At 58.5% G+C, this 26,048-nt stretch carries 29 protein-coding genes and 1 tRNA gene; 11 read left to right on the top strand and 19 right to left on the bottom strand.

All coding sequences use genetic code 11. From position 1 onward, the window contains the following. Positions 1-8: 8 nt before the first annotated feature. From RT657_RS10075 to RT657_RS10065, 3 genes are read right to left on the bottom strand one after another with little or no spacing between them, the layout of a single operon-like run. Positions 9-551 (bottom strand): acireductone dioxygenase, encoded by a 543-nt coding sequence (locus RT657_RS10075; protein ID WP_313654229.1) that lies wholly within the window; start codon positions 549-551, stop codon positions 9-11. Position 552: 1 nt separating this feature from the next. After that, the gene (gene mtnC / locus RT657_RS10070) at positions 553-1,236 is read right to left on the bottom strand and encodes an acireductone synthase (protein WP_313654227.1); all 684 of its coding nucleotides are present in this window, start codon (positions 1,234-1,236) and stop codon (positions 553-555) included. Further along, complete coding sequence (locus RT657_RS10065) at positions 1,233-1,847, bottom strand: methylthioribulose 1-phosphate dehydratase (RefSeq protein WP_313654225.1); 615 nt, start codon at positions 1,845-1,847, stop codon at positions 1,233-1,235. Before RT657_RS10065 ends, mtnC begins: the two co-directional genes overlap by 4 nt. Positions 1,848-2,329: 482 nt before the next feature. Between RT657_RS10065 and RT657_RS10060 the strand changes: the two genes are divergently transcribed. Further along, the gene (locus RT657_RS10060; RefSeq protein WP_313654643.1) at positions 2,330-3,475 is read left to right on the top strand and encodes a pyridoxal phosphate-dependent aminotransferase; all 1,146 of its coding nucleotides are present in this window, start codon (positions 2,330-2,332) and stop codon (positions 3,473-3,475) included. Next, positions 3,463-4,230: an amidohydrolase gene (locus RT657_RS10055; protein ID WP_313654223.1), complete on the top strand. Its 768-nt coding sequence runs from the start codon at positions 3,463-3,465 to the stop codon at positions 4,228-4,230. The genes RT657_RS10060 and RT657_RS10055 overlap by 13 nt, the downstream gene beginning before the upstream one ends. Positions 4,231-4,249: 19 nt before the next feature. Here RT657_RS10055 and uraH read toward each other — a convergent pair whose 3' ends face one another. The 9 genes from uraH to hpxU all read right to left on the bottom strand — a co-directional run bounded on the left by uraH (position 4,250) and on the right by hpxU (position 11,450). Next, a complete protein-coding gene (gene uraH, locus RT657_RS10050; RefSeq protein WP_313654222.1) occupies positions 4,250-4,585 on the bottom strand; it encodes a hydroxyisourate hydrolase in 336 nt (111 codons plus the stop codon). Beyond that, positions 4,582-5,076, bottom strand: coding sequence for a 2-oxo-4-hydroxy-4-carboxy-5-ureidoimidazoline decarboxylase (gene uraD / locus RT657_RS10045; protein WP_313654220.1), 495 nt, complete (start codon positions 5,074-5,076; stop codon positions 4,582-4,584). Before uraD ends, uraH begins: the two co-directional genes overlap by 4 nt. Before the next feature lie 2 nt (positions 5,077-5,078). Further along, entirely contained in the window at positions 5,079-6,332 is a 1,254-nt protein-coding gene (gene hpxK, locus RT657_RS10040; protein WP_313654218.1) for an allantoate amidohydrolase, read from the bottom strand. After that, positions 6,329-7,564 (bottom strand): alanine--glyoxylate aminotransferase family protein, encoded by a 1,236-nt coding sequence (locus tag RT657_RS10035; RefSeq protein ID WP_313654216.1) that lies wholly within the window; start codon positions 7,562-7,564, stop codon positions 6,329-6,331. The genes hpxK and RT657_RS10035 overlap by 4 nt, the downstream gene beginning before the upstream one ends. 21 nt (positions 7,565-7,585) lie before the next feature. Further along, positions 7,586-8,317, bottom strand: coding sequence for an amino acid ABC transporter ATP-binding protein (locus RT657_RS10030; protein ID WP_313654214.1), 732 nt, complete (start codon positions 8,315-8,317; stop codon positions 7,586-7,588). Further along, complete coding sequence (locus RT657_RS10025; protein WP_313654642.1) at positions 8,298-8,954, bottom strand: amino acid ABC transporter permease; 657 nt, start codon at positions 8,952-8,954, stop codon at positions 8,298-8,300. The genes RT657_RS10030 and RT657_RS10025 overlap by 20 nt, the downstream gene beginning before the upstream one ends. Further along, positions 8,954-9,622: an amino acid ABC transporter permease gene (locus RT657_RS10020; protein ID WP_313654212.1), complete on the bottom strand. Its 669-nt coding sequence runs from the start codon at positions 9,620-9,622 to the stop codon at positions 8,954-8,956. Before RT657_RS10020 ends, RT657_RS10025 begins: the two co-directional genes overlap by 1 nt. Positions 9,623-9,632: 10 nt before the next feature. Continuing rightward, a complete protein-coding gene (locus tag RT657_RS10015; protein ID WP_313654211.1) occupies positions 9,633-10,418 on the bottom strand; it encodes a transporter substrate-binding domain-containing protein in 786 nt (261 codons plus the stop codon). 192 nt (positions 10,419-10,610) lie between these two features. Continuing rightward, the gene (gene hpxU, locus RT657_RS10010; protein WP_313654210.1) at positions 10,611-11,450 is read right to left on the bottom strand and encodes a MurR/RpiR family transcriptional regulator HpxU; all 840 of its coding nucleotides are present in this window, start codon (positions 11,448-11,450) and stop codon (positions 10,611-10,613) included. A gap of 137 nt (positions 11,451-11,587) precedes the next feature. Here hpxU and RT657_RS10005 point away from each other — a divergent pair, with 137 nt between their 5' ends. From RT657_RS10005 to hpxZ, 4 genes are read left to right on the top strand one after another with little or no spacing between them, the layout of a single operon-like run. Then, on the top strand, positions 11,588-13,174 hold the full coding sequence (locus RT657_RS10005) for a gamma-glutamyltransferase family protein (protein WP_313654208.1): 1,587 nt from the start codon (positions 11,588-11,590) through the stop codon (positions 13,172-13,174). Positions 13,175-13,186: 12 nt separating this feature from the next. Beyond that, positions 13,187-13,369 carry an oxalurate catabolism protein HpxX gene (gene hpxX / locus RT657_RS10000; protein WP_313654206.1) on the top strand — a complete coding sequence of 61 codons (183 nt, stop codon included), beginning with the start codon at positions 13,187-13,189 and terminating at the stop codon, positions 13,367-13,369. Beyond that, the gene (locus tag RT657_RS09995; RefSeq protein ID WP_313654204.1) at positions 13,366-14,763 is read left to right on the top strand and encodes an AtzE family amidohydrolase; all 1,398 of its coding nucleotides are present in this window, start codon (positions 13,366-13,368) and stop codon (positions 14,761-14,763) included. The genes hpxX and RT657_RS09995 overlap by 4 nt, the downstream gene beginning before the upstream one ends. Then, positions 14,763-15,143 carry an oxalurate catabolism protein HpxZ gene (hpxZ, locus tag RT657_RS09990; RefSeq protein ID WP_313654201.1) on the top strand — a complete coding sequence of 127 codons (381 nt, stop codon included), beginning with the start codon at positions 14,763-14,765 and terminating at the stop codon, positions 15,141-15,143. Before RT657_RS09995 ends, hpxZ begins: the two co-directional genes overlap by 1 nt. A 46-nt stretch (positions 15,144-15,189) precedes the next feature. Here the strand turns inward: hpxZ and puuE are convergent, their stop codons facing one another. Genes puuE through RT657_RS09975 form a run of 3 tightly spaced genes read right to left on the bottom strand, consistent with a single transcriptional unit; the run spans position 15,190 to position 17,628 of the window. Next, complete coding sequence (gene puuE / locus RT657_RS09985) at positions 15,190-16,143, bottom strand: allantoinase PuuE (RefSeq protein ID WP_313654199.1); 954 nt, start codon at positions 16,141-16,143, stop codon at positions 15,190-15,192. A gap of 34 nt (positions 16,144-16,177) precedes the next feature. Then, complete coding sequence (gene hpxA, locus RT657_RS09980) at positions 16,178-16,909, bottom strand: allantoin racemase (RefSeq protein WP_313654198.1); 732 nt, start codon at positions 16,907-16,909, stop codon at positions 16,178-16,180. Beyond that, positions 16,906-17,628: a GntR family transcriptional regulator gene (locus tag RT657_RS09975; RefSeq protein ID WP_313654195.1), complete on the bottom strand. Its 723-nt coding sequence runs from the start codon at positions 17,626-17,628 to the stop codon at positions 16,906-16,908. The genes hpxA and RT657_RS09975 overlap by 4 nt, the downstream gene beginning before the upstream one ends. 144 nt (positions 17,629-17,772) lie before the next feature. On the opposite strand from RT657_RS09975, the gene RT657_RS09970 reads away from it, so the two are divergent. After that, a complete protein-coding gene (locus RT657_RS09970) occupies positions 17,773-19,281 on the top strand; it encodes an NCS1 family nucleobase:cation symporter-1 (protein ID WP_313654192.1) in 1,509 nt (502 codons plus the stop codon). A gap of 47 nt (positions 19,282-19,328) precedes the next feature. Here RT657_RS09970 and RT657_RS09965 read toward each other — a convergent pair. Further along, positions 19,329-19,405, bottom strand: a tRNA-Asp gene (locus RT657_RS09965). 134 nt (positions 19,406-19,539) lie between these two features. Further along, positions 19,540-20,271: a DNA polymerase III subunit epsilon gene (gene dnaQ, locus RT657_RS09960; RefSeq protein WP_313654190.1), complete on the bottom strand. Its 732-nt coding sequence runs from the start codon at positions 20,269-20,271 to the stop codon at positions 19,540-19,542. A gap of 51 nt (positions 20,272-20,322) precedes the next feature. Between dnaQ and rnhA the strand changes: the two genes are divergently transcribed. Then, positions 20,323-20,790 carry a ribonuclease HI gene (gene rnhA, locus RT657_RS09955; RefSeq protein ID WP_128086380.1) on the top strand — a complete coding sequence of 156 codons (468 nt, stop codon included), beginning with the start codon at positions 20,323-20,325 and terminating at the stop codon, positions 20,788-20,790. Here rnhA and RT657_RS09950 read toward each other — a convergent pair. After that, entirely contained in the window at positions 20,772-21,509 is a 738-nt protein-coding gene (locus RT657_RS09950; RefSeq protein WP_313654186.1) for a class I SAM-dependent methyltransferase, read from the bottom strand. The genes rnhA and RT657_RS09950 overlap by 19 nt on opposite strands. A 42-nt stretch (positions 21,510-21,551) precedes the next feature. On the opposite strand from RT657_RS09950, the gene gloB reads away from it, so the two are divergent. Continuing rightward, the gene (gene gloB / locus RT657_RS09945; protein WP_313654641.1) at positions 21,552-22,307 is read left to right on the top strand and encodes a hydroxyacylglutathione hydrolase; all 756 of its coding nucleotides are present in this window, start codon (positions 21,552-21,554) and stop codon (positions 22,305-22,307) included. Between the two features lie 71 nt (positions 22,308-22,378). Beyond that, positions 22,379-23,755 carry a murein transglycosylase D gene (gene mltD, locus RT657_RS09940; protein WP_313654184.1) on the top strand — a complete coding sequence of 459 codons (1,377 nt, stop codon included), beginning with the start codon at positions 22,379-22,381 and terminating at the stop codon, positions 23,753-23,755. A gap of 92 nt (positions 23,756-23,847) precedes the next feature. Here the strand turns inward: mltD and RT657_RS09935 are convergent, their stop codons facing one another. Beyond that, entirely contained in the window at positions 23,848-24,639 is a 792-nt protein-coding gene (locus RT657_RS09935) for an endonuclease/exonuclease/phosphatase family protein (RefSeq protein ID WP_313654183.1), read from the bottom strand. Positions 24,640-24,899: 260 nt separating this feature from the next. Here RT657_RS09935 and yafC point away from each other — a divergent pair, with 260 nt between their 5' ends. Further along, positions 24,900-25,802, top strand: coding sequence for a DNA-binding transcriptional regulator YafC (yafC, locus tag RT657_RS09930; protein WP_313654181.1), 903 nt, complete (start codon positions 24,900-24,902; stop codon positions 25,800-25,802). Positions 25,803-26,048: the final 246 nt, after the last annotated feature.

Genomic DNA, 26,048 nt, shown 5'->3' with positions numbered 1-26,048 from the left:
CTGACCGGTTACGCCAGACGCGGATAGGCATCCGCGATCTTATCACCAGTGAAGTTCGCCACCCAGCCTTCCTGATTATCGAAAATACGGATCGCGGTGAAGTGCGGTGACGAGCCCATGTCAAACCAGTGGGGCGTGCCCGCTGGCACCGAAATCAGATCGTTCTTTTCGCACAGGATCTGCAGGATCTCACCCTCCAGATGCAGACAGAAGAGTCCGGCACCCTCAACAAAGAAGCGCACCTCATCTTCGCCGTGCGTATGCTCGTTGAGAAACTTCTCGCGCAGCACGGTTTTCTGCGGATTGTCGGCGCGCATGCTGATGACATCCCAGCTTTGATAGCCCTTCTCTGCCACCAGCCGATCGATGGCGTGCTGATAAGCCCTGATGACGGTGTCGGCGTCCGGGTTGTCACCCAGGTTGCGATCCGCTTCCCAGCGTTCAAAACGGACGCCTTTGGTATTCAGACGATCGCGGATCGCCTCTGCATCAGTGCTATGCCACACCGGCTGCGCGGCATCACGATCGGTAAAAATAGTCAGTGCACTCATCCTAAATTGACTCCGGGTTAATCTGGGAAAAATCAGTGACCTGCCGATGGCGGCTCTCAGGATCCGCTTCGCCACGCAGGAGTTGCCGCGTCTGCCAGCCCGCCTCCGCGGCCGCATCCAGCTCCTGATGAATGTCGGAGAGAAATAGCAGCTGCTCCGCTGGCTGGCCGATCTCAGCAGCAATCGCCCGGTAGGCGGCGACCTCGCGCTTGGCCCCGACGTGCGTGTCAAAATAGCCGCTGAACAGGCCAGTAATATCACCTTCGTCGCTGTAGCCAAATAACAATTTCTGCGCCGCCACCGAGCCGGAGGAATATACATAGAGTTCAATGCCCTGCGCCTTCCAGTTACGCAGCGCAGGTACGACGTCGGGATAGAGGTGGCCGGTAAAATGGCCGTTGAGATAGCCGTCGCGCCAGATCATGCCCTGCAGGGCTTTCAGGCCGGTGGATTTGCGATCCTGATCCATGAAATCCAGCAGGATCGCCGTCACCGTCGCCAGATCGGCCGCTGGCTGACCGGCCTCGTCACGCACCGATTGCAGCGCCGCAGCAACCTCTGGCTGGCCGGCATGGTCGCGCACAAACGCGGGCAGATGCTCACGCGCAAAGGGGAACAGGATGTTATGTACAAAACGGATATCGCTGGTGGTGCCTTCGATATCGGTGACAATGGCGTGAATCATGCTCTCTCCAGCAGGCGACGTTGACGTTCGCATTCAAATAAAAATTCCAGACCTTCCAGATGACGGCGTGCTTCGCCGACGTCACAGCCCCAGCAGGTTAAGCCGTGGCCGCGCAGCAGAAAGCCGTAGCGCAGCGGAAAACGGGCGGCGTAATCCTCAATTTCTGACGCCAGCGCCGCAATATCCTGACTGTTGTCGAACACCGGGATCGCCACGGTATCCAGATGGGTCTGCTGTCCGCTTAGCGATTTTTGCATCTCATAACCGTGCAGCAGCAGTGCCGCTCCCTGCTCCACCTGCGACAGCACGGTCGAATTGACTGTGTGGGTGTGCAGCACCGCGCCCGCCTCGGGAAACAGGCGATAGATCATCGTATGCAGCCCGGTTTCTGCCGACGGTTTACGGCCGGAAAGTGACTGGCTGGTGGCGATATCGACCTCGATGAAATCATCCCGCGTCAGCGTGCCTTTGTCTTTGCCTGATTCACTCAGCAGGCAGACATGCGCATCGCGACGCACGGACATATTCCCACCGGTGGCCGGTGCCCAGCCTTTCGCCCCAATCCAGTGACAGGCAGCGACCAGCTGATCTAACGGAAGAGTCTGCGACATAACGGTTCCTTGCGGTGAAATGTGTAGCGGGTGACGTAACTGTGGGTAAAGGCTACAGAAGTCCCCGCCGTTGTAGTGAAATTTTTAGCCTGAATATCCCACTTCTAACTCCTGTTCTCCGGGTCCTGCCGGATGATCCCTATTTCAGCAAGGCGGCAAGTGTGCGTATCCCCGGGAGCTGACATCAGTCAGTGACCGGGGTAAGTACGCGCAGCTAACGCCGCTGCTACACGGAGCATTTAAATGCTAAATGATCCGCATCTCAGCAAAGCGGCAGGTATGCGCATCCCCGGGCGCTGACATCAGTCAGTGACCGGGGTAAGTACGCGCAGTCAACGCCGCTGAGGTGTGGAGCATAACGCATTTAGCCATCTAAGCGTCTTGATTGCCAAATACTACCATCCTGTTTATAGTGGCACAAACCCCGGGTGAGACCGCATCACTCTTCGCGCTTAAGGCCTGACACCATGACGCAGCACAACCTGATCCCCGAGAGTAAGCTTCCTTTACTCGGCACCACGATTTTCAGCCAGATGAGTGCGCTGGCACAGCAGCACAACGCCATCAATCTCTCACAGGGCTTTCCTGATTTCAGTGGTCCCGACTATCTGCAGCAGCGGCTGGCGTTTCACGTCAGCCAGGGGGCGAACCAGTATGCGCCGATGACCGGTGTGCTACCGTTGCGTGAGGCGATTGCTGAGAAAACCGCGCAGCTTTATGACTACCGGCCCGATGCTGAAACAGAGATTACGGTAACGGCGGGCGCTACCGAGGCGCTCTATGCGGCGATTACCGCGCTGGTGCGGCCGGGCGATGAAGTGATCTGCTTTGATCCCAGCTACGACAGCTATGCGCCTGCGGTCGCGCTGGCGGGCGGCGTCATGAAACGTATTGCGCTGCAGCCGCCCGCCTTTCGGGTCGACTGGGCCGCTTTTGCTGCATTACTGAGTGATAAAACCCGGCTGGTGATCCTGAACACGCCGCACAACCCCTCGGCTACCGTCTGGCTGCAGCAGGATTTCGCCGCGCTGTGGCAGGCGATTGCCGCCCGGCCAGTCTACGTGCTGAGCGACGAGGTCTATGAGCATATCTGCTTCGATGAAGCGGGTCACGCCAGCGTGCTGGCCCATCCTGAGCTGCGTCAGCGCGCCGTTGCAGTCTCCTCGTTTGGTAAGACTTTCCATATCACCGGCTGGAAAGTGGGTTACTGTATTGCGCCTGCGGCGATCAGCGCTGAGCTGCGCAAGGTGCATCAGTATCTGACCTTCTCGGTGAATACCCCGGCGCAGCTGGCGATTGCGGATATGCTGCGTGAACATCCGGAACATTATCATGAGCTGCCGGCGTTTTATCGCGACCGCCGCGACCGGCTGGCAACGGCGCTGACCGCCAGCCGCTTTAAGGTTTTACCCTGCCAGGGCACCTACTTCCTGCTGGTGGATTACAGCGCCCTCTCCGACCTGGATGATGTCAGCTTCTGCCAGTGGCTGACCCGCGACGTGGGCGTCGCGGCGATCCCGCTCTCGGTGTTCTGCGCCGATCCTTTTCCTCATAAACTGATTCGCCTCTGTTTTGCTAAACAGCCGGCGACCTTAGATGCCGCCGCGGAGCGCTTATGTCAGCTTTAAAAATCACGCTCTTGCAGGAGACGCTGAGCTGGATGGATGGCGAGGCCAATCTGCGCCATTTCGATGCGCAGCTGGCCGGACTCACCGGTCGCGATCTGATTATACTGCCGGAGATGTTTACCACCGGCTTTGCGATGGAAGCGGCCAAAAGCTCGCTGCCCGAAGCGCAGGTGGTGGAGTGGCTGCATCAGCATGCCCGGCGCACCGATGCCCTGATTGGCGGCAGCGCGGCGATCCAGACCGAGAACGGTGCGGTAAACCGTTTTCTGCTGGTCGCGCCCGACGGCACAGTGCATCAGTATGATAAGCGCCACCTGTTCCGGATGGCAGATGAGCATCACCACTATCTGCCGGGCGAACAGCGTCAGGTGTTTACGTGGCGCGGCTGGCGGATCCTGCCGCAGATCTGCTATGACCTGCGCTTCCCGGTCTTCTCGCGCAACCGCAACGATTACGATCTGGCGCTCTATGTCGCCAACTGGCCTGCGCCGCGTGCGCGGCACTGGCAGGCGCTGCTGTTAGCGCGGGCGATTGAAAATCAGGCCTATGTGGCCGGCTGCAACCGCGTCGGCAGCGACGGTAATCAGCATCACTACAGCGGCGACAGCCAGATTATTTCCCCGCAGGGCGAGATCCTCAGTGAGGCAGAGCCGCATCAGCGCGCCCGGCTGGACGCCGAACTGTCGCTGGAGACGCTCAACGCCTACCGTGAGCGTTTCCCGGCCTGGCAGGATGCGGATCGCTTTTCCCTGTAAGGCCTGACGCGGCAGCTTTTCAGCTGCCGCGATAGGTTGACCAGGACCAGGGCGAGATCAGAAACGGCAGGTGGAAATGGCTGCCCGCCTCGGCAATCACGAAATCGATCTGCGCGCTGACGTAAAGTGCATCCCGACCGGCGGCGGCGAAATAGTCGCCGATCTCTGCGGTTAGCCGGTAGTGGCCCGGCGACAGCGGTTCAGGTGTCAGATCTTTCAGCCGCCCGTCGTTGTCGGTCGCGCCCTCCGCAACCGGAAACCAGCCTTCCGGACTGTTCTGCTCCAGTGAAATCGCAATCCCACAGGCAGGTTTGCCCAGCGCCGTGTCCAGAATGTGAGTGGTGATGGTACTCATCGAATTGTCTCCTTAAGGCGTAACAGGGTGATTTCACGCAGCTGATCCAGCGTCTCCTGCTGTTCGTCAGCCTCGCTATTCTGCAACCGGCGCTGCAGCGCCGCCAGCATCTCTTCGCCACTGCGCCCCTTCGCGCGGATCAGAAATACCCGGCCAAAACGCGCTTCATACGCCTGATTTCCCTGCTGCATCGCCTGCTGCAGAGTGTGATCGGCCTGCTGCATTGCGGATTGCTCACCACGCGACAGGGCCGCCTCTTTATCCGCGCCCTCTGCGCGCTCGCCGATACGGGGATGGGCCGTGAGCGCGGCCTGTAACTCAGGCTGCTGCCACTGGCGGGCCAGCGTATCAGCCACCGTCATGAGCGCCTCTCTGCTGGCAAAAGGCCGGGCGGCCACCAGCGACTGCTGCCAGTGGGGGATCGCCACGCAGTGCCGGATAGCGGCCTGCGCCTCGCTGGCGTCGAGCTGGTTAAAAGCGGCTAATTCCATCTTCAGCTCCGTCCGGCAATCAGTGAAATCGCCTGCAGATAGGCCTGCAGTGCAGGCGCCACATCATCTACCGCCACCGACTCCGCCGGATGGTGGCTGATGCCGCGATGGTTACGCACAAATAACATCCCGACCGGCCAGCGTTCAGCGATGGCGATAGCATCGTGCCCGGCGCCGCTCGGCAGTGAAAGCGTACGCCCCTGCACCGTTTCCACCGCGTGACTCAGCGCCTGTTGCAGCGCGGAGTCACAGGCTGTAGCCCCGATGCGATAATATTCGTTCGACTCAAAACGGAGCCCGCGCCGCAGCGCGATCGCCTCCGCCTGGGTTAACAGGCTGGAGAGCAGTGTCTCCAGCGGCATGTCCTGCGGGCCGCGCACATCCAGCGACAGCGATACCTCGCCCGGGATGACGTTCACCGCGCCCGGCGCACAGTTCAGGGTGCCAACAGTGGCCACCAGCTGCGGATCCTGCTCACGGGTGGTCTGCTCGACAAAGACCATCCACTCGGCTGCGGCAGCCAGCGCATCTTTGCGGTGGGTCATGGGCACCGTGCCCGCATGGCCTGCTTCACCGGTAAACCGGCAGTTAAGGCGACGCGCACCGTTGATTGCCGTGACGACGCCCAGCGCCAGATCTTCCTGTTCCAGACAGGGCCCCTGCTCGATGTGCAGTTCAAGATAGCCGACAATGTCCTCTACCCGCCGGGCGGCAGCGCCAATTTGCTCACTGTCGAGACCGACATCCGCCATCGCCTGCGCCACGGTGATGCCGTTGCCATCGGGATGCGTGATCCAGCTTTGCGGCCAGCTGCCGGTTATGCCGCGACTGCCGAGCAGCGTAATGCCGAAGCGGGTGCCCTCTTCGTCGCCGAAACCAATCACCTCAATGGCCAGCGGCAGCCGGCACTGATGTTCATTCAGCCACTGTACGGTTTCGATGGCGCTGAGCACGCCCAGCATCCCGTCGTAACGCCCTGCGTTGCGCACGGTGTCAAGATGCGACCCCAGCAGCAGCGCAGGCGCGCCCGCGTCAGCCGCGTCGTAGCGACCACAGATATTGCCCACTTCATCCTGCCATACCCGCATTCCCGCCGCCTGCATCCACTCACCGACGCAGGCGTTGGCGCGCAGATGCTCGGGTGACAGGTAGACGCGGGTCAGCCCCTCTGCCGATTCGCTGATCGCCGCCAGCGCGTCGCAGCGCGCCATCACGCGCTCTGCAGCGATCCGGGCTTCGCTGGCGCTCATCATCATGCCTGACTCCCGTAGTGATCCCATGCAGCCTGGGCGCCAGCGCCCTGCGGCGTGCGATAACCGAGGTGGGTCAGTACCGTTTCCAGCGCCGACAGGGTCTGCATCACGCAATCTTTGCGTGCGTTGTAACCCATGGTGCCGATGCGCCAGACCCTGCCATGCAGCGGGCCAAACGAGGTGCCGATCTCAATGCCGAAATCTTCCAGCATCAGCTTGCGCACCTGGTCGCCATTGACGCCTGACGGGATCATCACGCCCAGCACGTTATTCATTTTATGTTTCAGGTCGCCAAAGGTTTCCAGTCCCATTCCCTGAATGCCTTTCAGCATCGCGTCGCCATGCAGTTTGTGACGGGCAATGCCGTTGTCCAGCCCCTCCTGCAGGATCAGACGGGCGCACTCGCGCGCGCCAAACAGGGCGCTGGTTGCTTCAGTGTGATGGTTAAGCCGCTCCGGCCCCCAGTAATCCATGATCATGCCGAGATCGAAATAGTTGGAGTAGATCATCTCCTCTTCGCCATCCTGATGCGCCTCGGTGCGGATCCCCTGCTCCACGCATTTACGTTTGCGGATCACCGCCTCCATCTCCGCGCTCAGGGTGATCGGCGAGGTGCCCGATGGCCCGCCCAGACACTTCTGCATCCCTGCTGACACCGCATCCAGCCCCCAGGCGTCCGTTTCCAGCGGGTTACCCGCCAGCGACGCGGTGGCATCGGTGTAGAACAGCACGCCATAGCGTTTGCAGATCGCCCCCAGCTGCTCCAGCGGCTGCAGCATGGTTGTGGAGGTGTCGCCCTGCACCGTGAGCAGCAGGCGCGGCCGCACTTTTTTGATCGCCTCTTCCACCTGGTCGGGCGTAAAGACCTCGCCCCACGGAACTTCAATGGTGTGCACCTCGGCGCGGCAGCGGCGGGCGATTTCGCACAGCAGATGACCAAAGCGGCCAAATACCGGCACCAGCACTCTGTCACCCGGCCGGATAGACGACAGCAGAATCGACTCGATACCGGCGCGAGACGTGCCATCAATCAGCAGCGTCCAGCGATTCTCCGTGCGGAATACGCCGCGATAGAGCGCCATCACTTCATTCATGTAGTGGGTCATAGCGGGATCGTACTGGCCCAGCAGCTGACTCGACATGGCGCGCAGCACGCGGGGATCGGCGTTGATCGGTCCTGGCCCCATCAGCAGACGCTGTGGCGGATTCAGTTGCGGGAATTTAGTCATATCCATCATCATTTCCTTTTATGAGGCTCAGAGGCGAACTGAAGAGATAAACTGCTTCAGCTCCGGTGTCTGCGGCTGAGCAAACAGCGTTTTGCTGTCACCCTGTTCCCAGACGCGCCCCTGATGCATAAAGACCACACGATCGCCCACGTCGCGGGCGAAGTTCATTTCATGGGTGACGAGGATCAGCGTCATCCCCTCTGCCGCCAGCTGCTCCAGTACTTTAAGGACTTCGCCAACCAGTTCGGGATCGAGCGCGGAGGTGATCTCATCACAGAGTAAAACTTTTGGCGTCATCGCCAGCGCACGGGCGATCGCCACCCGCTGCTGCTGACCGCCGGAGAGGCTGCCCGGATAGTAGTTAAGCCGTTCGCCCAGTCCGACTTTTTCCAGCATCTGCGTCGCCAGCGCCCGGCATTCGGCATCACTCTTTTTCAGCACCCGGCGTGGGGCCAGCATCACGTTCTCCAGCGCCGTCATGTGCGGGAACAGGTTGAAGTTCTGAAACACCATTCCGACTGAGCGGCTGATTTCACGCGCCTGCGAATCACGATCGGTAATGGTCATCCCGCCGAGCTTGATGCTGCCCTCCTGGTAGCCCTCCAGCCCGTTCATGCAGCGCAGCAGCGTACTCTTGCCCGATCCGCTGCGACCGATGATCGAGATCACCTCGCCCATGTCGATATCCAGATCCACGCCTTTCAACACATGGTTGTCGCCGTAATATTTTTGCACCTGATTAATGGTGATGAGCGGCATTAAATTTTTTCTCCAGATACTGGCTGTAACGGGACAGCGGATAACACATCAGGAAGTAGCCCAGCGCCACCAGCCCGAAGACCTTAAACGGCTGATAAGTCACGTTGTTCAGAATGGTGCCCGCCTTAGTCAGCTCGATAAAACCGATAATCGACGCCAGCGCGGTACCCTTGATCACCTGGACGGCAAACCCCACCGTCGGCGCGATGCCGATGCGGATCGCCTGCGGGGCAATCACCCGCCACAGCGTCTGGCCAAAAGTCAGGCCGAGGCAGCGCGACGCTTCCCACTGCCCTTTGGGCAGCGCACGGATGCTGCCGTACCAGATATCGACCAGAAAAGCGCTGGTGTAGAAAGTCAGTGCCAGTGACGCCGCGGTCCAGGGCGCAACATCGATGCCGAACAGGCCGACACCAAAAAAGGCCAGGAACAGCTGCATCAGCAGCGGCGTACCCTGAAACAGCGCGGTGTAACCACGAATGACGCGCGTCAGCCACCGGCGCTGCAGCAGGCGCAGAAACAGCAGCGGCAGCGTCACCAGCGTGCCGCCGACAAAGGCCACCAGCGACAGTAACAGGGTCCAGCGCGCGGCCAGCAGCAGGTTGCGCAGAATGTCCCAGTCGGAAAAGGTCGTCATCATGATGGCTGCACTCCAAACCATTTACGGCCAATCGCCAGCAGCAGATGGCGCATCACAATCGACAACGCCAGGTAGATCAGCGTGGTCACCAGATAGACTTCAAAACTTAAGAAGGTGCGCGACTGGATCAGGTTAGCGGCGAAGGTCAGCTCCTCATAGGAGACCTGCGACACCACCGACGAGCCCAGCATGACGATGATGCACTGGCTGACCAGCGCCGGATAAATGCGCTGCAGCGCCGGGGGCAGCACCACCCGCAGAAAGGTCTGGCTGCGGGTTAAGCCCAGCACCCGTCCCGCTTCCCACTGCCCTTTCGGCGTCACCTGAATCCCGGCACGGATAATCTCTGTGCTGTAAGCCCCCAGGTTGATCAGCATCGCCAGCAGCGCCGCCTCCCCCGCGGTGAGCTTAAGCCCCAGCGCCGGCAGGCCAAATACGATAAAGAACAGCTGCACGACAAACGGCGTATTGCGGATCAGCTCGACATAGATGCCCCAGAGGCGGCTCATCCAGCCCGGTTTGCCGCTGCGCAGTGCCGCGCCTGCAATCCCAATCGCCACGCCGCCGGTCGTTGCCAGCACCGTGAGCTGAATGGTGACCCAGAGGCCGGAGAGCAGCTCCGGCCAGTAAGGCCACAGGGCGGGAAAGTTAAGTTGCCCGGTCATGAATCGTTCCTCAGGCGCCGAGGTTCGCAGGCAGCGGCGCTTTAAGCCACTCTTCAGAAAGTTTATTCAGGGTGCCATCTTTAATGCCCTGCTCAATCAGTTCATTCACTTTCGCTTTCAGCGCAGGCTGGTCTTTCTTCAGGCCGATAAAGCAGGGTGAATCTTTCAGCATAAACTGCGCGACGGGCGCTTTGGCCGGATTCTGACGCGCAATTGCCGCCACGACCAGGTTGCCGGTAGCCACATACTGCACCTGGCCGGAGAGGTAGGCGGACAGTGTGGTGTTGTTATCTTCGTAACGTTTCACCTGCGCATCTTTCGGCGCCACGTCGCTCAGCACCATATCCTCGACCGCCCCGCGCGTGACGCCAATCGACTTGCCGCCGAGGGCCGCTGCCGTCTTAATTTCGTCACCTTTCGGCCCGAAGACGCCCAGGAAGAACGGCGCATAGGCACGGGTAAAGTCGATCACCTTTTCGCGCTCGGCATTTTTACCCATGCTGGAGATCACCAGATCAACCTTGTCGGTCTGCAGGTAAGGCACGCGGTTGGCACTGCTGACCGGCACCAGCTGCAACTTAAGTTTCATCTGCTTTGCCAGGTATTTCGCCATATCGATGTCATACCCCTGCGGCTGCAGATCGGTTCCGACCGAACCAAACGGCGGAAAATCCTGCGGTACGGCCACGCGAATGACGCCTCGCTTCTGAATATTCTGCAGTTGATCGGCCAGTGCGCTTCCCGCCTGAGCCATCAGTAATGCCGCTGCGGCAACCGCCATCAAAACTTTTTTCATTATGCACCCCGGTAAGATTAACGTGAAACAAAAGATTCTTTGAACCTGAATCTGCAACTAATGTGCCAATCCGGCTGGCACGAAAAAAACGATAAACAGGGCGGCTCTGAGTGGAAGGCGGGCGTAATCGGGGGATAATTACGCCGTAGCGGAGATGTACTGAAATGGGGCAAAGCACCAGAATGGTGCCTGTTAACGGTGCTCCAGTTCATCAAACTGCTGATAAAGATCCGCGATCTGATGAATACGCTGGCGACCCTGGGCCAGGGTTTCATGCAGCAGCGCATTCGCCAGCAGATTGACCAGGCTCATGGCGGCGCTGTAGCTGTCGAAGGCGGAGACGCTGTCCAGCGGCGTACAGAGCTGCCAGCGCGCCAGTGCCATCACCGTCTGCGCCTGCGGCTCACACAGCACCAGCACCGGCACCGCGGCGGCCTTCAGCTGCTGCATCAGTGGCCGGATGATGCGGGGACGACGACGAAAGGCCATCACTACCACCATATCCGCCGGAGTAATATCCACCAGCTCCTCAGCCAGCGTCTGGCCCGGCTGCGGCAGGATATGCACCTGGGAACGCGCCTGCACCAGCTGCTGGCGCAGGTGCAGCGCCACCGGATAGGCGTTGCGCATGCCGATGATAAAGACGCGCTTCGCCTGCGCCAGCTGCCCGACCACCTCACTGAACTGCCGGGCATCCAGGCTGTTGACCCACTGTGTCAGGTTGGCCATCTCCTGCTTGTAGTGCCGCGCCAGCAGCGTGTTGCCCTGCACAGCATCACGATTATCGGTAAGCGGCATGCCGCTCTGACGCAGGATGCGCAACTCATCGCGCATATCTTTATATTTTTCATAGCCCAGACGCTTAAACAGCCGACTGACCGTGGCTTTCGACACGCCACTGAGCCGTGCCAGCTCGGCGCTGTTGTAGCTGATCAGATCGTCGAAGTGGTCAAAAACGAAGTCGGCAATACGCTGCTCCTGCGGCGACAGCCGGGGATAGTGACTTCTGAGTCGTTCATCAAGCTGTTTCATAACCCATCCTGTAACTTTTGTTTCAGCAGAAGCTAGCACAATTTACGCCAGGTTAACCGCCGCAATCGCCGTTGGGGTGAAAACTGGAACAGCTCTTGCTTCATCAGAGATTCTGTTACCCGAAGAACGAGTGAAAGATGATTCAGAGCAATATGGCCCCGCAGGGGATGGCGGTGACCCCGCACCATCTGGCGAGTGAAAGTGCGCTGGCGGTGCTGCGTGATGGCGGCAATGCCATTGAGGCGATGGTGGCGGCGGCGGCGACCATCGCCGTGGTCTATCCGCACATGAACGGACTGGGCGGCGACGGCTTCTGGCTGATTCTGCCGCCCAATGGGGAGCCTGTGGCTATCGACGCCAGCGGCGCAGCCGGTGCGCTGGCTCACTGCGACTTCTATGCGGATCACCCGACGATCCCCCATCGCGGGCCGAAGGCGGCGCTGACCGTCGCCGGTACGGTCAGTGGCTGGCAGGAGGCGCTGGCGATCTCTGCAGAGATGGGCAGCCCGATGCTGCCGCTGGCGCGCCTGCTGCGGGATGCCATCCGCTACGCCGCCGACGGCATTCCGGTCACGGCGTCGCAGACCGCCGCGACCACCACGTTCTGTCATGAGCTGCAGCATCAGCCCGGCTTCAGCGCCACTTTTATGCCCGATGGCAACGTGCCGCAGCCAGGCAGCCGTTTCACCCAGCCTGCCCTGGCACAGACCCTGACTCTGCTGACCGAACAGGGGCTCGACAGCTTCTATCGCGGTGAGCTGGCGCACGCTATGGCCGATGAGATGGCCACACTGGGTATGCCCGTTACGCTGGCGGATCTTCAGCAGCATCGCGCACGCCGCACAGCGCCGCTGCATCTCACTCACAGCGAAGGGGATATCTGGAATATCACCCCGCCAACCCAGGGCATGGTATCGCTGGCGATCCTCGGCATTACCGACCGTCTGGAGATGGCCGGCGCGGATGACGCACAGACAGTGCACCGTATCGTGGAGGCCACCAAAAAAGCCTTTGCGCTGCGCGATAAGCACATCACCGATCCGCGCCACGTCAAAGAGGATTTACAGGCGCTGCTCGACAGCGACCACCTTGCCACGCTGGCCAGCCAGATAGCCGATGGTGAAGCCGCCGCCTGGGGCCGGGGACGCGGCCCGGGCGACACCGTCTGGATGGGTGTTATGGACAGCAGCGGTCTGGCCGTATCTTTTATTCAGAGCATTTATCACGAATTTGGCAGCGGTGTCGTGCTGCCCGGCACCGGGATCACCTGGCAGAACCGTGGCGCCGCGTTCAGCCTCGACCCGGATCACTTGCTGGCGCTGGCACCCGGTAAGCAGCCGTTTCATACCCTGAACCCCGCCGCCGCACGCCTGAAGGATGGCCGTACGCTGGTTTATGGCGCGATGGGTGGCGACGGGCAGCCGCAGACCCAGGCGGCGATCTTTACCCGCCATGTGATTCAGGGGCTGCCGCTTCAGCAGGCGGTCAGTGCACCGCGCTGGCTGCTGGGCCGCACCTGGGGGCAGTTGTCCGACTCGCTGAAACTGGAAGGCCGCTTTGACGCCGAAACCGTTTCGCGACTGCGTCAGTGGGGACACGAGGTGGAACTGCTGCCGGACTTCAGCGAATCCGTAGGCCATGCGGGTGCCATCGTACGGCACAGCAACGGTATGTTCGAAGGTGCCAGCGATCCGCGCAGCAACGGCAGCGCCGCCGGTTTTTAACAGGAGCGAATCATGAATCAACACGACTGGGCCAGCTACATCGGCTATATGGAGCAGATCCTGCAGCTGGAACTGAATGAGGCCCGGCGCGCCGAGCTGCTGATCCAGCTTTCGCGCATTGCGGAGATGGCGGTGCCGCTGATGGCGTTTCCGCTGGATGACCGGCTGGAAGTGGCAGGAGTCTATCAGGCATGAACTTAGGTGACGTTTCAATTCAGAGCCTGCAGCGGGCGATCCGCCAGGGTGAAATCAGTGCTCATGAGGTGGCACAACACACGCTGCAGGCGATTGAGCAGCACAATCCGGCGCTGAACGCCTGGACGGAGGTGACCGGGTCGCGCATGCTGCAGGAAGCCCGGACGATCGATGCACAGCGGCAGCGCGGCGCGCCCCTGCCGCCGCTGGCCGGCATCCCCTATGCCGTGAAGAACCTGTTTGACGTGGCGGGTCACAGCACGCTGGCCGGGGCCAGCCTGTTCCGCGATCGCCCGGCTGCGCAGGCGGATGCCTTTGCTGTCGATAAACTGCGTCATGCTGGCGCACTGCTGTCGGGCATGCTGAATATGGATGCCTACGCCTACGGCTTTACCACCGAAAACAGCCACTACGGCGCGACACGCAATCCCCGCGATCTCAGCCGCGTGGCGGGTGGCTCTTCCGGTGGCTCCGCCGCCGCCGTGGCTGCCGGGCTGGTGCACTTTTCGCTGGGCACTGACACCAACGGCTCGATACGGGTGCCAGCGTCGCTGTGCGGGATTTTTGGCCTTAAGCCCACCTTTGGCCGTCTCGCGCGCAGCGGCAGCCACCCTTTTGTTGCCAGCCTTGACCATATCGGCCCTCTGGCCCGCCGGGTGGATGACCTGGCGCTGGTCTATGACCAGTTACAGGGGGCCGATCCCGCAGATGCCTTTCAGGCCAGTCGTCCGCAGACCGCCACGCAGCCAGCGCTGGCACAGGGCAGCGAAGGCTTACGCTGCGGCGTACTCGGCGGCTTTTTTGCCCGCTGGTGTGATGAGGATGCCCGCGCGGCCGTCGCAGTCGTTGCGGCCGCGCTGAATGCGCAGGAAGAAGTACTGATGCCGGAGGCGGAGCTGGCACGCTCGGCAGCCTTTATCCTGACCGCCGCAGAGGGCGGCAATCACTATCTACCCGCCCTGCGTCAGATGCCTGAGCAGTTTGAACCGAACTCACGCGAGCGTCTGCTGGCTGGTGCCATGATGCCGGGCGCCTGGTATGTGCAGGCGCAGCGTTTCCGTCGCCATTTTCAGCAGCAGGTGTTACCGCTGTTCGACCATTTCGATGTGCTGATCGCCCCGGCGACCCCCTGCAGCGCGATTACGATTGGTCAGCAGACGCTGTCGATCCAGGGCGAATCGCTGCCTGCTAAAGCGAGTATGGGGATGCTGACGCAGCCGATCTCCTTCCTGGGACTGCCGGTGTGTACCGTGCCGCTGGCCACCCGGAGCGGCCTGCCGATTGGCTTACAGCTTATCGGCCGCCCGTTTGATGAAGAAGCGGTGCTGCGCGCCGCCTGGACACTGGAACAACGCGGTATCACGCTACCGCAAATCACGATGGCAGGTGCCTGATGAACAGAGAGATTAATTTACCGCAGGTGGTTGCCGAGGTAACGGCGCAGTTTTATCGCTATGAGCAGGCGCTGATCAGTAATGACGTGACTGAACTGGATGCGCTGTTCTGGCATGACCCGCGCACCGTGCGCCTGGGGGCGGGTGAAAATCTGTATGGTATTGACGCGATCCGTGCGTTTCGCGCCGCGCGCCCGTCAGCCGGTCTGAACCGGACGCTGCGGAACACTGTCATCACCACTTTTGGTGAAGATTATGCGGTCTGCAGCACCGAATTTACCCGCGCCGGCAGCGATAAAACTGGCCGCCAGCAGCAGACCTGGGTGCGGATGCCGCACGGCTGGTGCATCGTGGCCGCGCAGGTCAGCCTGATGAGCTAAGCCTTCAGACGCCTGACCCCGAAAAGGGCCAGGCGTCATCACCCTATCAGGGCGCCGGGTGCGTCGCGATCCAGTGGTCTGCGATCTGCTGGCGGGTACAAATCCAGACATCGTCGTGCTGCTGAATGTGATCGAGGAATTTCTGCAGCGCGCGGAATTTGCCGGGACGTCCCAGCAAGCGGCAGTGCATGCCGATCGACATCATCTTCGGCGCAGTTTCCCCCTCTTCATAGAGCACGTCGAAGCTGTCACGCAGATAGGTGAAGAACTGGTCGGCCGTATTAAATCCCTGCGGCGTGGCAAAGCGCATGTCGTTGCACTCCAGGGTGTAGGGGATAATCAGGTGCGGTTTCACGGTGCCATCCTGACAGGTTACCTGGGTCCAGAAAGGCAGGTCATCGCCATAGTAGTCGCTGTCGTAGCTGAAGCCCCCCTGCTCCACCACCAGACGACGGGTATTCGGGCTGTCACGTCCGGTGTACCAGCCGGTGGGCGCTTTACCAAACAGATCCACCAGCACATCGACCGCCTGCTGTATATGCTGACGTTCGGTTTTTGCATCCATGCCCTGATAGTGGATCCAGCGCCAGCCATGGCTGACCACATCATAATCGGCCTGCTTGATCGCCTCCACGATCGCCGGATGACGCGCCAGCGCCATTGCGACGCCAAATACCGTCAGTGGCAGACCGCGCTTCTGAAACTCGTTGTGGATACGCCAGAACCCGGCGCGGGAACCATACTCATACAGCGACTCCATCGACATGTGCCGATCGGTGTAGCTGGCGGCGCCGATGATGTCGGAGAGGAACTGCTCTGAACCAGCATCGCCGTGCAGTACGCTGTTTTCAGCCCCTTCTTCGTAGTTCAGGACAAACTGCACCGCCACGCGGGCGTTGCCAGGCCAGGCTGCATGCGGGGGATGAGCACCATAACCAATTAAATCGCGTGGATAGTTTTTGTTAAAACTGTACTCTTTCTTCTCTGCAGCGTCTGTCATCACTCGCTTCCTGTCTTAAGTCGGGAAAGTTCCGTTAGTTTAGATGCTCAAACGCACCTGAGAGAGGTTTCTGCAAAGGCCAGGCCAGATCGCCCTGTTTGCTGGTACCAAAGCCCAGCGCCACCAGCGACTCGACCATTTTTACCGCCGCGCTGACGCCATCGATCACCGGCATATCGAGTTCCCGGGTCAATGACGCCGCCAGCGTTGCCATCCCGCCGCAGCCCAGTACGATTGCACCACTGCCATCTTCACGTTTTGCCTGTATACAGCGCTGCCGCACCTTCTCCTGCGCCAGGCCGCTGCCATCTTCCAGCGCCAGCACCGGCAAGTCGATCGCATGCAGTGCGGCACAGTGATGGGTAAAGCCATACTGCTGCAGCAGATGGCGCGCAATGATCAGGGTACGCGGCAGCGTAGTGACGATAGAGAACCGGGTCGCCAGCAGCGTCGCGGTGTGCATCGCCGCTTCGGCAATGCCGATCACCGGGCCGCTGGCCAGCTCACGCGCCGCCAGCAGCCCCGGGTCACCAAAACAGGCGATGACATGGCCACTGACGCCCTGCGCCCTGCCCAGCTTAACCTGCTCCAGCACACCAATGGCGGCGATCGCCTCATCGAAATGCCCTTCGATCGCGGGCACGCCCTGCGACGGTGAAACCGCCAGAATCTCTGTGCCCGGCGCGGCGACCGCCCGTGCGGCCTGACCAATGGTTTCGGTCATCGCAAGTGTGGTATTGGGGTTAATAACCTGAATGATGCTCATGAGGCGGCTCCGAAGTCTGCAGCAAACAACCGGGAAAAATCGGGCAGGGTTTCACCGCTGCGCTCAAAGTGGAGGCTGGAGACGATGTGTTCAAAATGGTGTTGCAGCGCCTCTGTCAGTGGCTGAAGCGCACGCGCACGCAGTAGCTGCACGAGCGTGGCGTGGTCGTCACAGCGACAGCCCCGTTGCCAGGGTGCGCCATACGCGGCAATCACCAGCGATGATCGTTGTGTCAGGCTGGTGACCATGCCGGTCAGCACCTGATTACCGGCGATCGCCTGCAACTGAATATGAAACGCCGCCGAAAGCCGGATGGCGGCCGGGCCATCATGACTGGCGTGCGCCTGATTCTCCTGCGCGATGAGCTGCTCCAGCGCCACCAGATGCGGCGGCTGAAGATGCGCCAGCACGGCGGGCAGATTGCCGCACTCGATTAAGCTGCGGGTGGTGAAGATCTCCTGCGCCTCGTCGACACCCGGCGTCGCGACCTGCGCACCACGCTTGGGCGTCAGGGTCACCATCTGCACCGCCGCGAGGCGTTGCAGCACTTTGCGGATGCCGGTGCGGCTGACGCCAAAGACGCCGGAAAGGGCCTCTTCCGGCAGCCTGCTGCCCGGCGGCAGCTGGTGCTCAACGATGGCGTTCATCAGCGCCTGGTAAATCCTTTCATCTTTATCCTGCAGCCTGGCCGCGTCATGCTGGCCTGTTTTATTCGTCATTACCTGCTCCGGTCGCTCTCTGTATGTCACCTATCGTATACGTGAAAATAAAATATTGTATACAAAAAACGAAATCTGGCCTGAATCCTGCAATACCCCTTTACCAGATCATTCATTTCACTCTCGGGTAGAGGAGCAGGTTTTATGCCAGAACATTCCAAGGTGGCCAGCACGGCCGCTGAAACCAGTGCCCATTACAGCCCACGGCTCTGTAACGAGGACCTGGCCCCCACGCGCGATCAGAACTGGTCGTGGTACAACATTTTTTCTTTCTGGATGTCGGACGTGCACAGCATGGGCGGCTATGTGGTGGCCGCCAGCTTCTTTACGCTGGGGCTCGCCAGCTGGCAGGTGCTGCTCTGCCTGCTGACCGGGATCTGCATTGTGCAGCTCTGTGCCAATCTGGTGGCAAAACCGAGCCAGATGGCGGGCGTGCCCTATGCGGTGATCTGTCGTCAGGCATTTGGCGTGTTTGGCGCAAACATCCCGGCGGTGATCCGTGGATTAATAGCGTTTGCCTGGTATGGCATCCAGACCTGGCTGGCGGCGAATGCGCTGATGCTGGTGCTGCTGAAGTTTGCGCCGTCGCTGACCTCGATGACGGAGCCGCACTGGCTGGGGCTGTCACTGCTGGGCTGGTGCTGTTTTGGAGTGATGTGGTTACTGCAGGCGATGGTGTTCTGGCACGGCATGAACGCGATTAAACGGTTTATCGACGTGGCCGGGCCGGCGGTCTATGTGGTGATGGTGGCACTGGCGGGCTGGATTGTATACCAGACCGGCTTTGATGGGATCTCCTTTACCCTCGCCAGCAAATCGCTTTCACCGGGTGAACAGACATGGCAGATGATCACGGCGACGGCGCTGGTCGTCTCCTACTTCTCCGGGCCGCTGCTGAACTTCGGCGACTTCTCACGCTACGGCAAAAGCATGTCAGCGATCCGTCGCGGCAATCGCTGGGGTCTGCCGTTTAACTTTCTGCTCTTCTCTATAGTGACGGTGGTGATCGTCTCCGGAACGCAGTCGCTGTTTGGCAAAATGATTACCGATCCCATCGAAACGGTAAGCATGGTCGGCAGCGATCTGGCCGTGGCGATTGGCTTACTGACCATGATCACCGCCACCATTGGCATCAATATCGTGGCAAACTTTGTCTCGCCCGCTTTTGACTTCTCCAACTGTTCACCGCAGAAAATCAGCTTCAGAACCGGTGGTATGATCGCCGCGGTAGGCTCGGTGCTGTTAACGCCGTGGAACCTCTTTCAGTCACCTGAGCTGATCCACTACACCCTCGACGTGCTGGGATCCTTTATCGGGCCGCTGTTCGGGATTTTACTGGCCGATTTCTATCTGATTAAACGCGGACGTATCTCAGTCGACGATCTGTTTAATGACACGCCATCAGGCCGTTACTGGTATCGCGGAGGTTTCAATCCCAAAGCCATCGCCGCACTGCTGCCGTCGGTGGCGATCTGTCTGGTGATCAGCTTTATTCCCTCCCTGCATGAGGTGGCGAACTTCAGCTGGTTTATCGGTGCCGGACTGGCCGCAGGCTGCTATCGTTTCATCGCCCGTGAAGAGCGTGAAGCGACGGATGACGCGCGCTGGACTCACGAAGCTATTACGCCGAAGAAACAGGCTGCTATCGAATAGCAGACAGCAAAAAGCCGATTCATTTCTGAATCGGCTTTTTTAAATAGTGGCGGAACGGACGGGGCTCGAACCCGCGACCCCCTGCGTGACAGGCAGGTATTCTAACCAACTGAACTACCGCTCCGCGCTGTGTTCCCCGTCGGGAACGAGGCGCATAGTAATAGCAGGCTGATGCGGCGTCAATGCTTTTTCCTGGCGAAGAGATCGTTTGCTGTTTTTTTCAACTTGCCGCTGTTTTTATCCGCAAAATCACAGGGTTCAGCCACGCCACAGGCAACTGCCGCCCTTCTTCATTACCAGATCCAGACGGGACTCATGGGCAACTACCTCTTCTTCACTGGCGGTCACTACCCGCAATGCCGAAGCGGGACGCACGATACGCTGAATGCTTTCGCCCTGTGCCTGACGGGCGCTTTCACTTTCTGACAGGAAGGAAAGCGACGTCTGACCGCCGGTCATGGTCAGGAAAACTTCCGCCAGAATCTCGGCATCGAGCAGTGCGCCATGCAGGGTACGTTTACTGTTGTCTATCTCATAACGTGAGCAAAGCGCATCGAGACTGTTACGCTTGCCGGGAAACATGCGACGCGCCAGCGCAAGGCTGTCCGTGATTTTGCAAAAGGCTTCGGTTTTCTCAATGCCGCGGTTCAGCTTTGAAAACTCATAGTCCATAAAGCCGATATCAAAGGGAGCATTGTGAATCACGAGTTCCGCGCCACGGATATAGTCGAGAAACTCATCCGCAATCTCGCTGAAAGCAGGCTTGTCGGCCAGGAACTCATCTGCAATACCGTGAACGCCAAAGGCTTCCGGATCGACCAGCCGATCGGGCTTAAGGTACATGTGGAAATTGTTACCGGTCAGGCGACGGTTGATCACCTCCACCGCACCAATCTCAATGATGCGGTGCCCCTCATAATGTGCCCCGATCATATTCATGCCGGTGGTTTCAGTATCGAGAACGATCTGGCGGTTATTTGCAGTGCTCATAGGACCCGTTTTATGTCAGACTTGACGTTTTTGAGAGGAAGTCTACCAGAGATGCGCAAACAGGTAGAAATATTCACCGATGGATCCTGCCTGGGGAATCCTGGCCCCGGCGGTTACGGGGCGATTTTACGCTACGGCCAGCATGAAAAAACCTTCAGCGCAGGCTATCGTCTCACGACCAATAACCGGATGGAACTGATGGCGGCCATCGTCTCGCTTGAGGCGCTTACCCAGCCGTGCGACGTGGTGCTGAGTACCGACAGTCAGTATGTGCGTCAGGGGATCACCAGCTGGATCCATAACTGGAAAAAACGCGGCTGGAAAACGGCTGACAAAAAGCCGGTGAAGAATGTCGATCTCTGGCAGCGTCTCGACGCCGCGCTCAGCACGCACAAAATTCAGTGGGAATGGGTCAAAGGCCATGCCGGCCATCCGGAGAACGAGCGCTGCGACGTCCTGGCACGCAGTGCGGCTGAACATCCTGCCTTCGATGATATCGGCTATAAAACGGAATCCTGATCGTCTGCCTGCCGGAACTGGCGGGTGGCGTTGACCGTCTGACGAATTTTGCTGGTGCTGAGGCTCTTCTTTGTCCGGGTCGGCAGCAACGGGAAGGTGCGTTTGCGTGCCACCACAATGTTCAGACAGCCTAAAGCCGGTAAATGCGCGCTGATGATTTTTCCGCCCTGCCGATGCCAGGGCAAAACCTGAAACCGGGTGCGGTAGACCACCTCATAGTTCAGTAGTCCCAGCCAGTCGAGTAACCGCATCTGGCTGAACATCCGCCCGCTCCAGGGCGCTCTGCGCGTTAATCCCGGCACTATTTTACTCACGCCAAGCAGACTGAAGGGATTAAAGCCGCTGATGATCATCCAGCCATCGTCAATCAGCACCCTGTCGACTTCGCGTAATACCCGATGCGGGTCCTGGCTCCAGGCCAGCGTATGAGCCATCAGACAGGCGTCGATTGACTTCGACTCAAACGGCAGCTGCATCGGATCGGCGAGGACCTGAAGCAGCTCCCCCTCACGGCCAACGTTAACCTGATGTGAAATAGCACAATTTTCCGTATTGATTTCTGCGCTGAGGTTGCCAAGCTTAAGCATGTGAAAGCCATAAAGCTTTCCAAGGTAAGGCTGAAGGTGCTGCGTCAGCGCATCGCGGAAATAATCTCCCCACGGCATATCGCGCCACGACAGCGGTGCGTTCAGAACCTGGCGTGATTTAGCGGGCTTCATGCTTTACGCTCTTCCTTTTCCTGCAACCTGCGAGAGGTGATGATGAATCTTAACAGTATTCCTGCGTTGCAGGACAACTACATCTGGACACTGACTGATGATGAAGATAAGTGCCTGATTGTAGACCCTGGCGAAGCCCAGCCGGTGTTAGAAAAACTGGCTTCCAATGGCTGGCAGCCAGTGGCGATCCTGCTCACCCACCACCACAATGATCATACGGGTGGCGTCAAAATTTTGCGCGAGCATTTCCCTCAGCTTGAGGTCTACGGGCCTCAGGAGACAGCGGAAAAAGGAACCACCACGGTGGTCAGCGAAGGCGATAAGGTCAACGTCCTGGGCCTGACCTTCGACGTCATCCATACACCCGGACATACTTTAGGACATATCTCATATTACAGCGCACCTTATCTTTTCTGTGGCGACACGCTCTTTTCCGGCGGCTGTGGACGCCTTTTTGAGGGCACTGCAGAGCAGATGTATGATTCATTTCAAAAGCTTAATCAACTTCCTGGTGAAACACGGGTATGTTGCGCGCATGAATATACTTTATCCAACCTGAAGTTTGCTGCGGCTATTCTGCCCCATGACCCGCAAATAATAGCCGAATATCAGAAAATTAAGGACTTACGCGCTGAAAATGGCATTAGTCTGCCAACAAAACTGGCGCACGAACGGACAATAAATTTATTTCTTCGCACGCAAGACATTGATTTAAAAAGGGCATTAAACGTTAACCTTGATGATGAACCTGTATGGCAGACATTTGCTGTTCTACGCGAGAAGAAAGACGCTTTTTGATTTTTCGGGTTGTGTTGTGAAAAGTCGTCACGTATAGTTGCTCGTCTTTTAAGCGAACTATTGACACACACATGAAGGCTAAAGCGATCTTACTCGCCTCAGTCTTGCTGGTAGGATGTCAGGCGTCCAGGAACGATGCCAATATCCCCGAACAGCATGCACAGAGTCTGTCTTCAGCTGGTCAAGGTGAAAATGGAAAGTACGGAGACAAGTTTTTGTCGCCGCGATGGCAGGAAGATGGAACCAGCCTCGCAGCAGACGCCGATCTCTGGAGTTTCATTAGTGACGAGTTGAAGATGGGGATTCCGGAAAACCGGGCAATCCGCGAACAAAAAAGTAAATTTTTAAAAAATAAGAGCTATCTCCACGATGTAACATTACGGGCAGAGCCGTACATGTACTGGATAGTCGAGCAGATACAGAAACGTAAAATGCCGATGGAACTGGTACTGCTACCCATAGTGGAGAGCGCTTTTGACCCTCGGGCAACCTCATCTGCCAATGCTGCTGGCATCTGGCAAATCGTTGCTGCAACGGGTCGGAACTATGGTCTGAAACAGAATCAGTATTACGACGGGCGACGTGATGTGGTGGCATCCACAAAAGTTGCGCTGGATATGATGCAACGTCTCAATTCCATGTTTGACGGTGACTGGTTGTTAACCATTGCAGCGTACAACAGTGGTGAAGGACGGGTGCTCAAAGCGATCAAACAGAACAAGGCGCGCGGTAAGCCGACTGACTTCTGGCATCTGTCGCTGCCACGCGAAACGACTGTGTATGTTCCCAAAATGTTAGCGCTGAGTGAACTGCTGAAAAATAACAAGCGTTACGGTATCAAACTGCCGACACCTAACGAAAGCCGTGCGCTGGCACGTGTGGAAGTAGGTCAGCAGATACGGCTGACGCAGGCGGCCGAAATGGCAGGTATGTCGCTCACAAAACTGAAGAGCTTCAATACCGGTTATAAAGGCGGCGCCACTGCGCCAAACGGCCCGCACTATATTATGGTGCCGAAGTCGAACGTCGCGAAACTGCGCAACTCACTGGCCTCCGGTGACATCGCAGCGGTACAACCGACCCAACTGGCGAAGGCCAGCGCAGGCGGCGGATACAAAGTGCGACGGGGTGATACGCTTTCAGGCATCGCCTCAAAACTGGGCGTAAGTGTTTCCACACTGAAGCAGGATAACAACCTGCGCGGGGCTGATATCCGACCGGGTCAGATGCTGACCATCGGTTCAAACGGCACCCGACTGGCTGATAACGGCAACAGCATCACCTATCGTGTTCGTAAGGGTGATTCTCTTGACAGTATTGCCCGTCATCACGGCGTCAACATCAGAGACGTGATGCGCTGGAACAGTGTGCTGGATAGTGCGAAAGATATTCAACCCGGCGATAATTTAACGCTGTTTGTGAATAATAACGCCACTCCGGATACCTGATACGTTGAAAAGGCTGACATCTGTCAGCCTTTTTTCTTTTTTTTCTCAGCCATCTCTGACCTCCCCCCTTTTATTCACCAGGCTTGAGCAGGCTAGCGTCCTGAGCTGAACTCCACCAGTAAGGGGTTATGGTCAGAAGCGCGCGTTACCAGTACTGAAGCCTCGCTGACGCTGAGATCGCGATAGAAGACGAAATCGAGCGGGCGGCCAAAGGCTTTACGCCGGTGATCGGCTGTAAACATCACCTCTTCCAGCTTCATGCGCTGGGCAAAACGGTAGAGAGCATTGATACGCTGGCGGCTCCAGGCATTGAAATCGCCAGCCATAATCACCGGCCCCTGGTGGTGCATAATCTGTTCGCCGATGGGCCCCAGTTGCTTACTGTAGACGTCGACGCCCAGACTGAAATTTACCGCATGGATATTAACGACCATCAGCATTTCACCGGCTGGCAATGGATAGGCCGTCACCAGAGCTGACTTAGACAGCCTCAGCAGCGGCTCACGCTCGCGTAGCGGACAACAGTAGACCGGATGGGCTGAGGCAAGCGTCATCACTCCAGAAGGGTGCTGAGGCAGCACAAAGGCGGGCACCTGATCGGCAGCCAGATAATTGGTGGTCGCAAACTGCACCAGTTCAGGGGTGGTCTGGGCTTCCTGCAGCAGCACCAGGTGAGCGTCTTTACCAAACCCCTCAAGAACCGACATCCAGTCTGCGCGCTGCTGCTTGAATATGTTCCAGACAAGGACCTTGAGCGTGGGATGCGCAGGCAATGGCGCACCGGGAGGCAGTGCCTGACCGAGATGGAGCATCGCGCCAGGTGGAAAGATCTGTTCCACTGGTTGTCCTGCTACATATCGCATTGCATAAGTTTTTTTGCGCACTTTCCCGCCTGGCTGATGATTCAGATTACAGTTAACACCTGTCTGTTATAGGGATTTTAGACCGGGGTTTCAATGGATGCAGGTGAATGTCAGAATTCATCACCCTTTTCCAGCATAAAATCACCTCATTATGGTCGTTAAGCAAATCGGGTCAGAACGGAGCAAGCCCTGCAGGCTTATCTCTGCAAACATCTATATTGGTCAACATCGCATTATCGGTATCAACGGGCGTACAGGTCACGTCATGACAGGGAGGAAGGATGAAGGCATCTTCTGACGAACTACAGGTGTTTGTCAGTGTAGTCGAAAGTGGGAGTTTCAGTCGGGCGGCGGAGCAGTTGCAGATGGCCAACTCAGCCGTCAGCAGAACCATCAAAAAGCTGGAAAACAAGCTGGGTATCGCTCTGCTGACCCGCACGACGCGGCAGCTGGCGCTGACGCAGGAGGGCGAGCGCTATTTCCGTCACGTTCAGCGTTTTTTGCAGGAGATGACGACTGCAGAGAACGATTTGATCGAAAGTCAGCAGGAACCGAAAGGATTACTGCGTGTGGATGCCGCGACACCGGTCATTCTCCATCTGCTGATGCCGATGATTAAACCCTTCCGACTGCGCTATCCCGGCCTTACCCTTTCGCTGATCTCCTCAGAGAGTTTTATCAATCTGATTGAGCGGAAAGTGGATGTCGCGATCCGTGCCGGTAATCTGACGGATTCTACCCTGCGCGCCCGGCTGCTGTTTAACAGTTTCCGCAGGATTGTGGCTTCGCCCGCTTATCTGCGTGAGCATGGCATACCGCAGCAGGTGGCCGATCTCAATAACCATCCTTGTCTGGGCTTCGATGACTCACCACGTCTGAATCGCTGGCCGGTCAGCCGTGAGAATGGCGAACTCTACGACATAAACTGGACTCTCTCTTCGAACAGTGGAGAGACCATCAAGCAGCTCTGCCTGACCGGCAATGGTCTTGCGTGCCTGTCGGACTATATGATCGATCGTGAGATTGCAGAGGGGAAACTGGTGGAGGTGCTGGCCGATCAGCGTCTGCCGGTTGAGATGCCGTTCAATGCGGTTTATTACAGTGATACCGGCGTAAGCCAACGTGTAAGAGCTTTCATCGACTTTGTCAGTGAGTGGACGGCAGAGCAACCGTGGCGCAGCTGAATCGATCGTTTTTCAGGGTGCCTGCTGGCGGACACTCCTGAACAGATGAACGGATCGCGCCGGCTTTGAACCTTTAACGATCCGGTCGCTGGCTATGTGAGTCGGGGCAGGATCCTGTCAGACGGCACTGTCTGGCAGAATGCGAACCAATGGAAAAAGCCCTGACCGTTAAGTCAGGGCTTTCCAATTAAGTGGCGGAACGGACGGGGCTCGAACCCGCGACCCCCTGCGTGACAGGCAGGTATT

The sequence above is a fragment of the Pantoea sp. genome (assembly GCF_032114055.1).
In the GTDB taxonomy this organism is placed as follows: Bacteria; Pseudomonadota; Gammaproteobacteria; order Enterobacterales; family Enterobacteriaceae; genus Pantoea.
The sequence above is the reverse complement of the archived record's forward strand: the minus strand, read 5'-3'. Positions and strand labels throughout refer to the sequence as shown.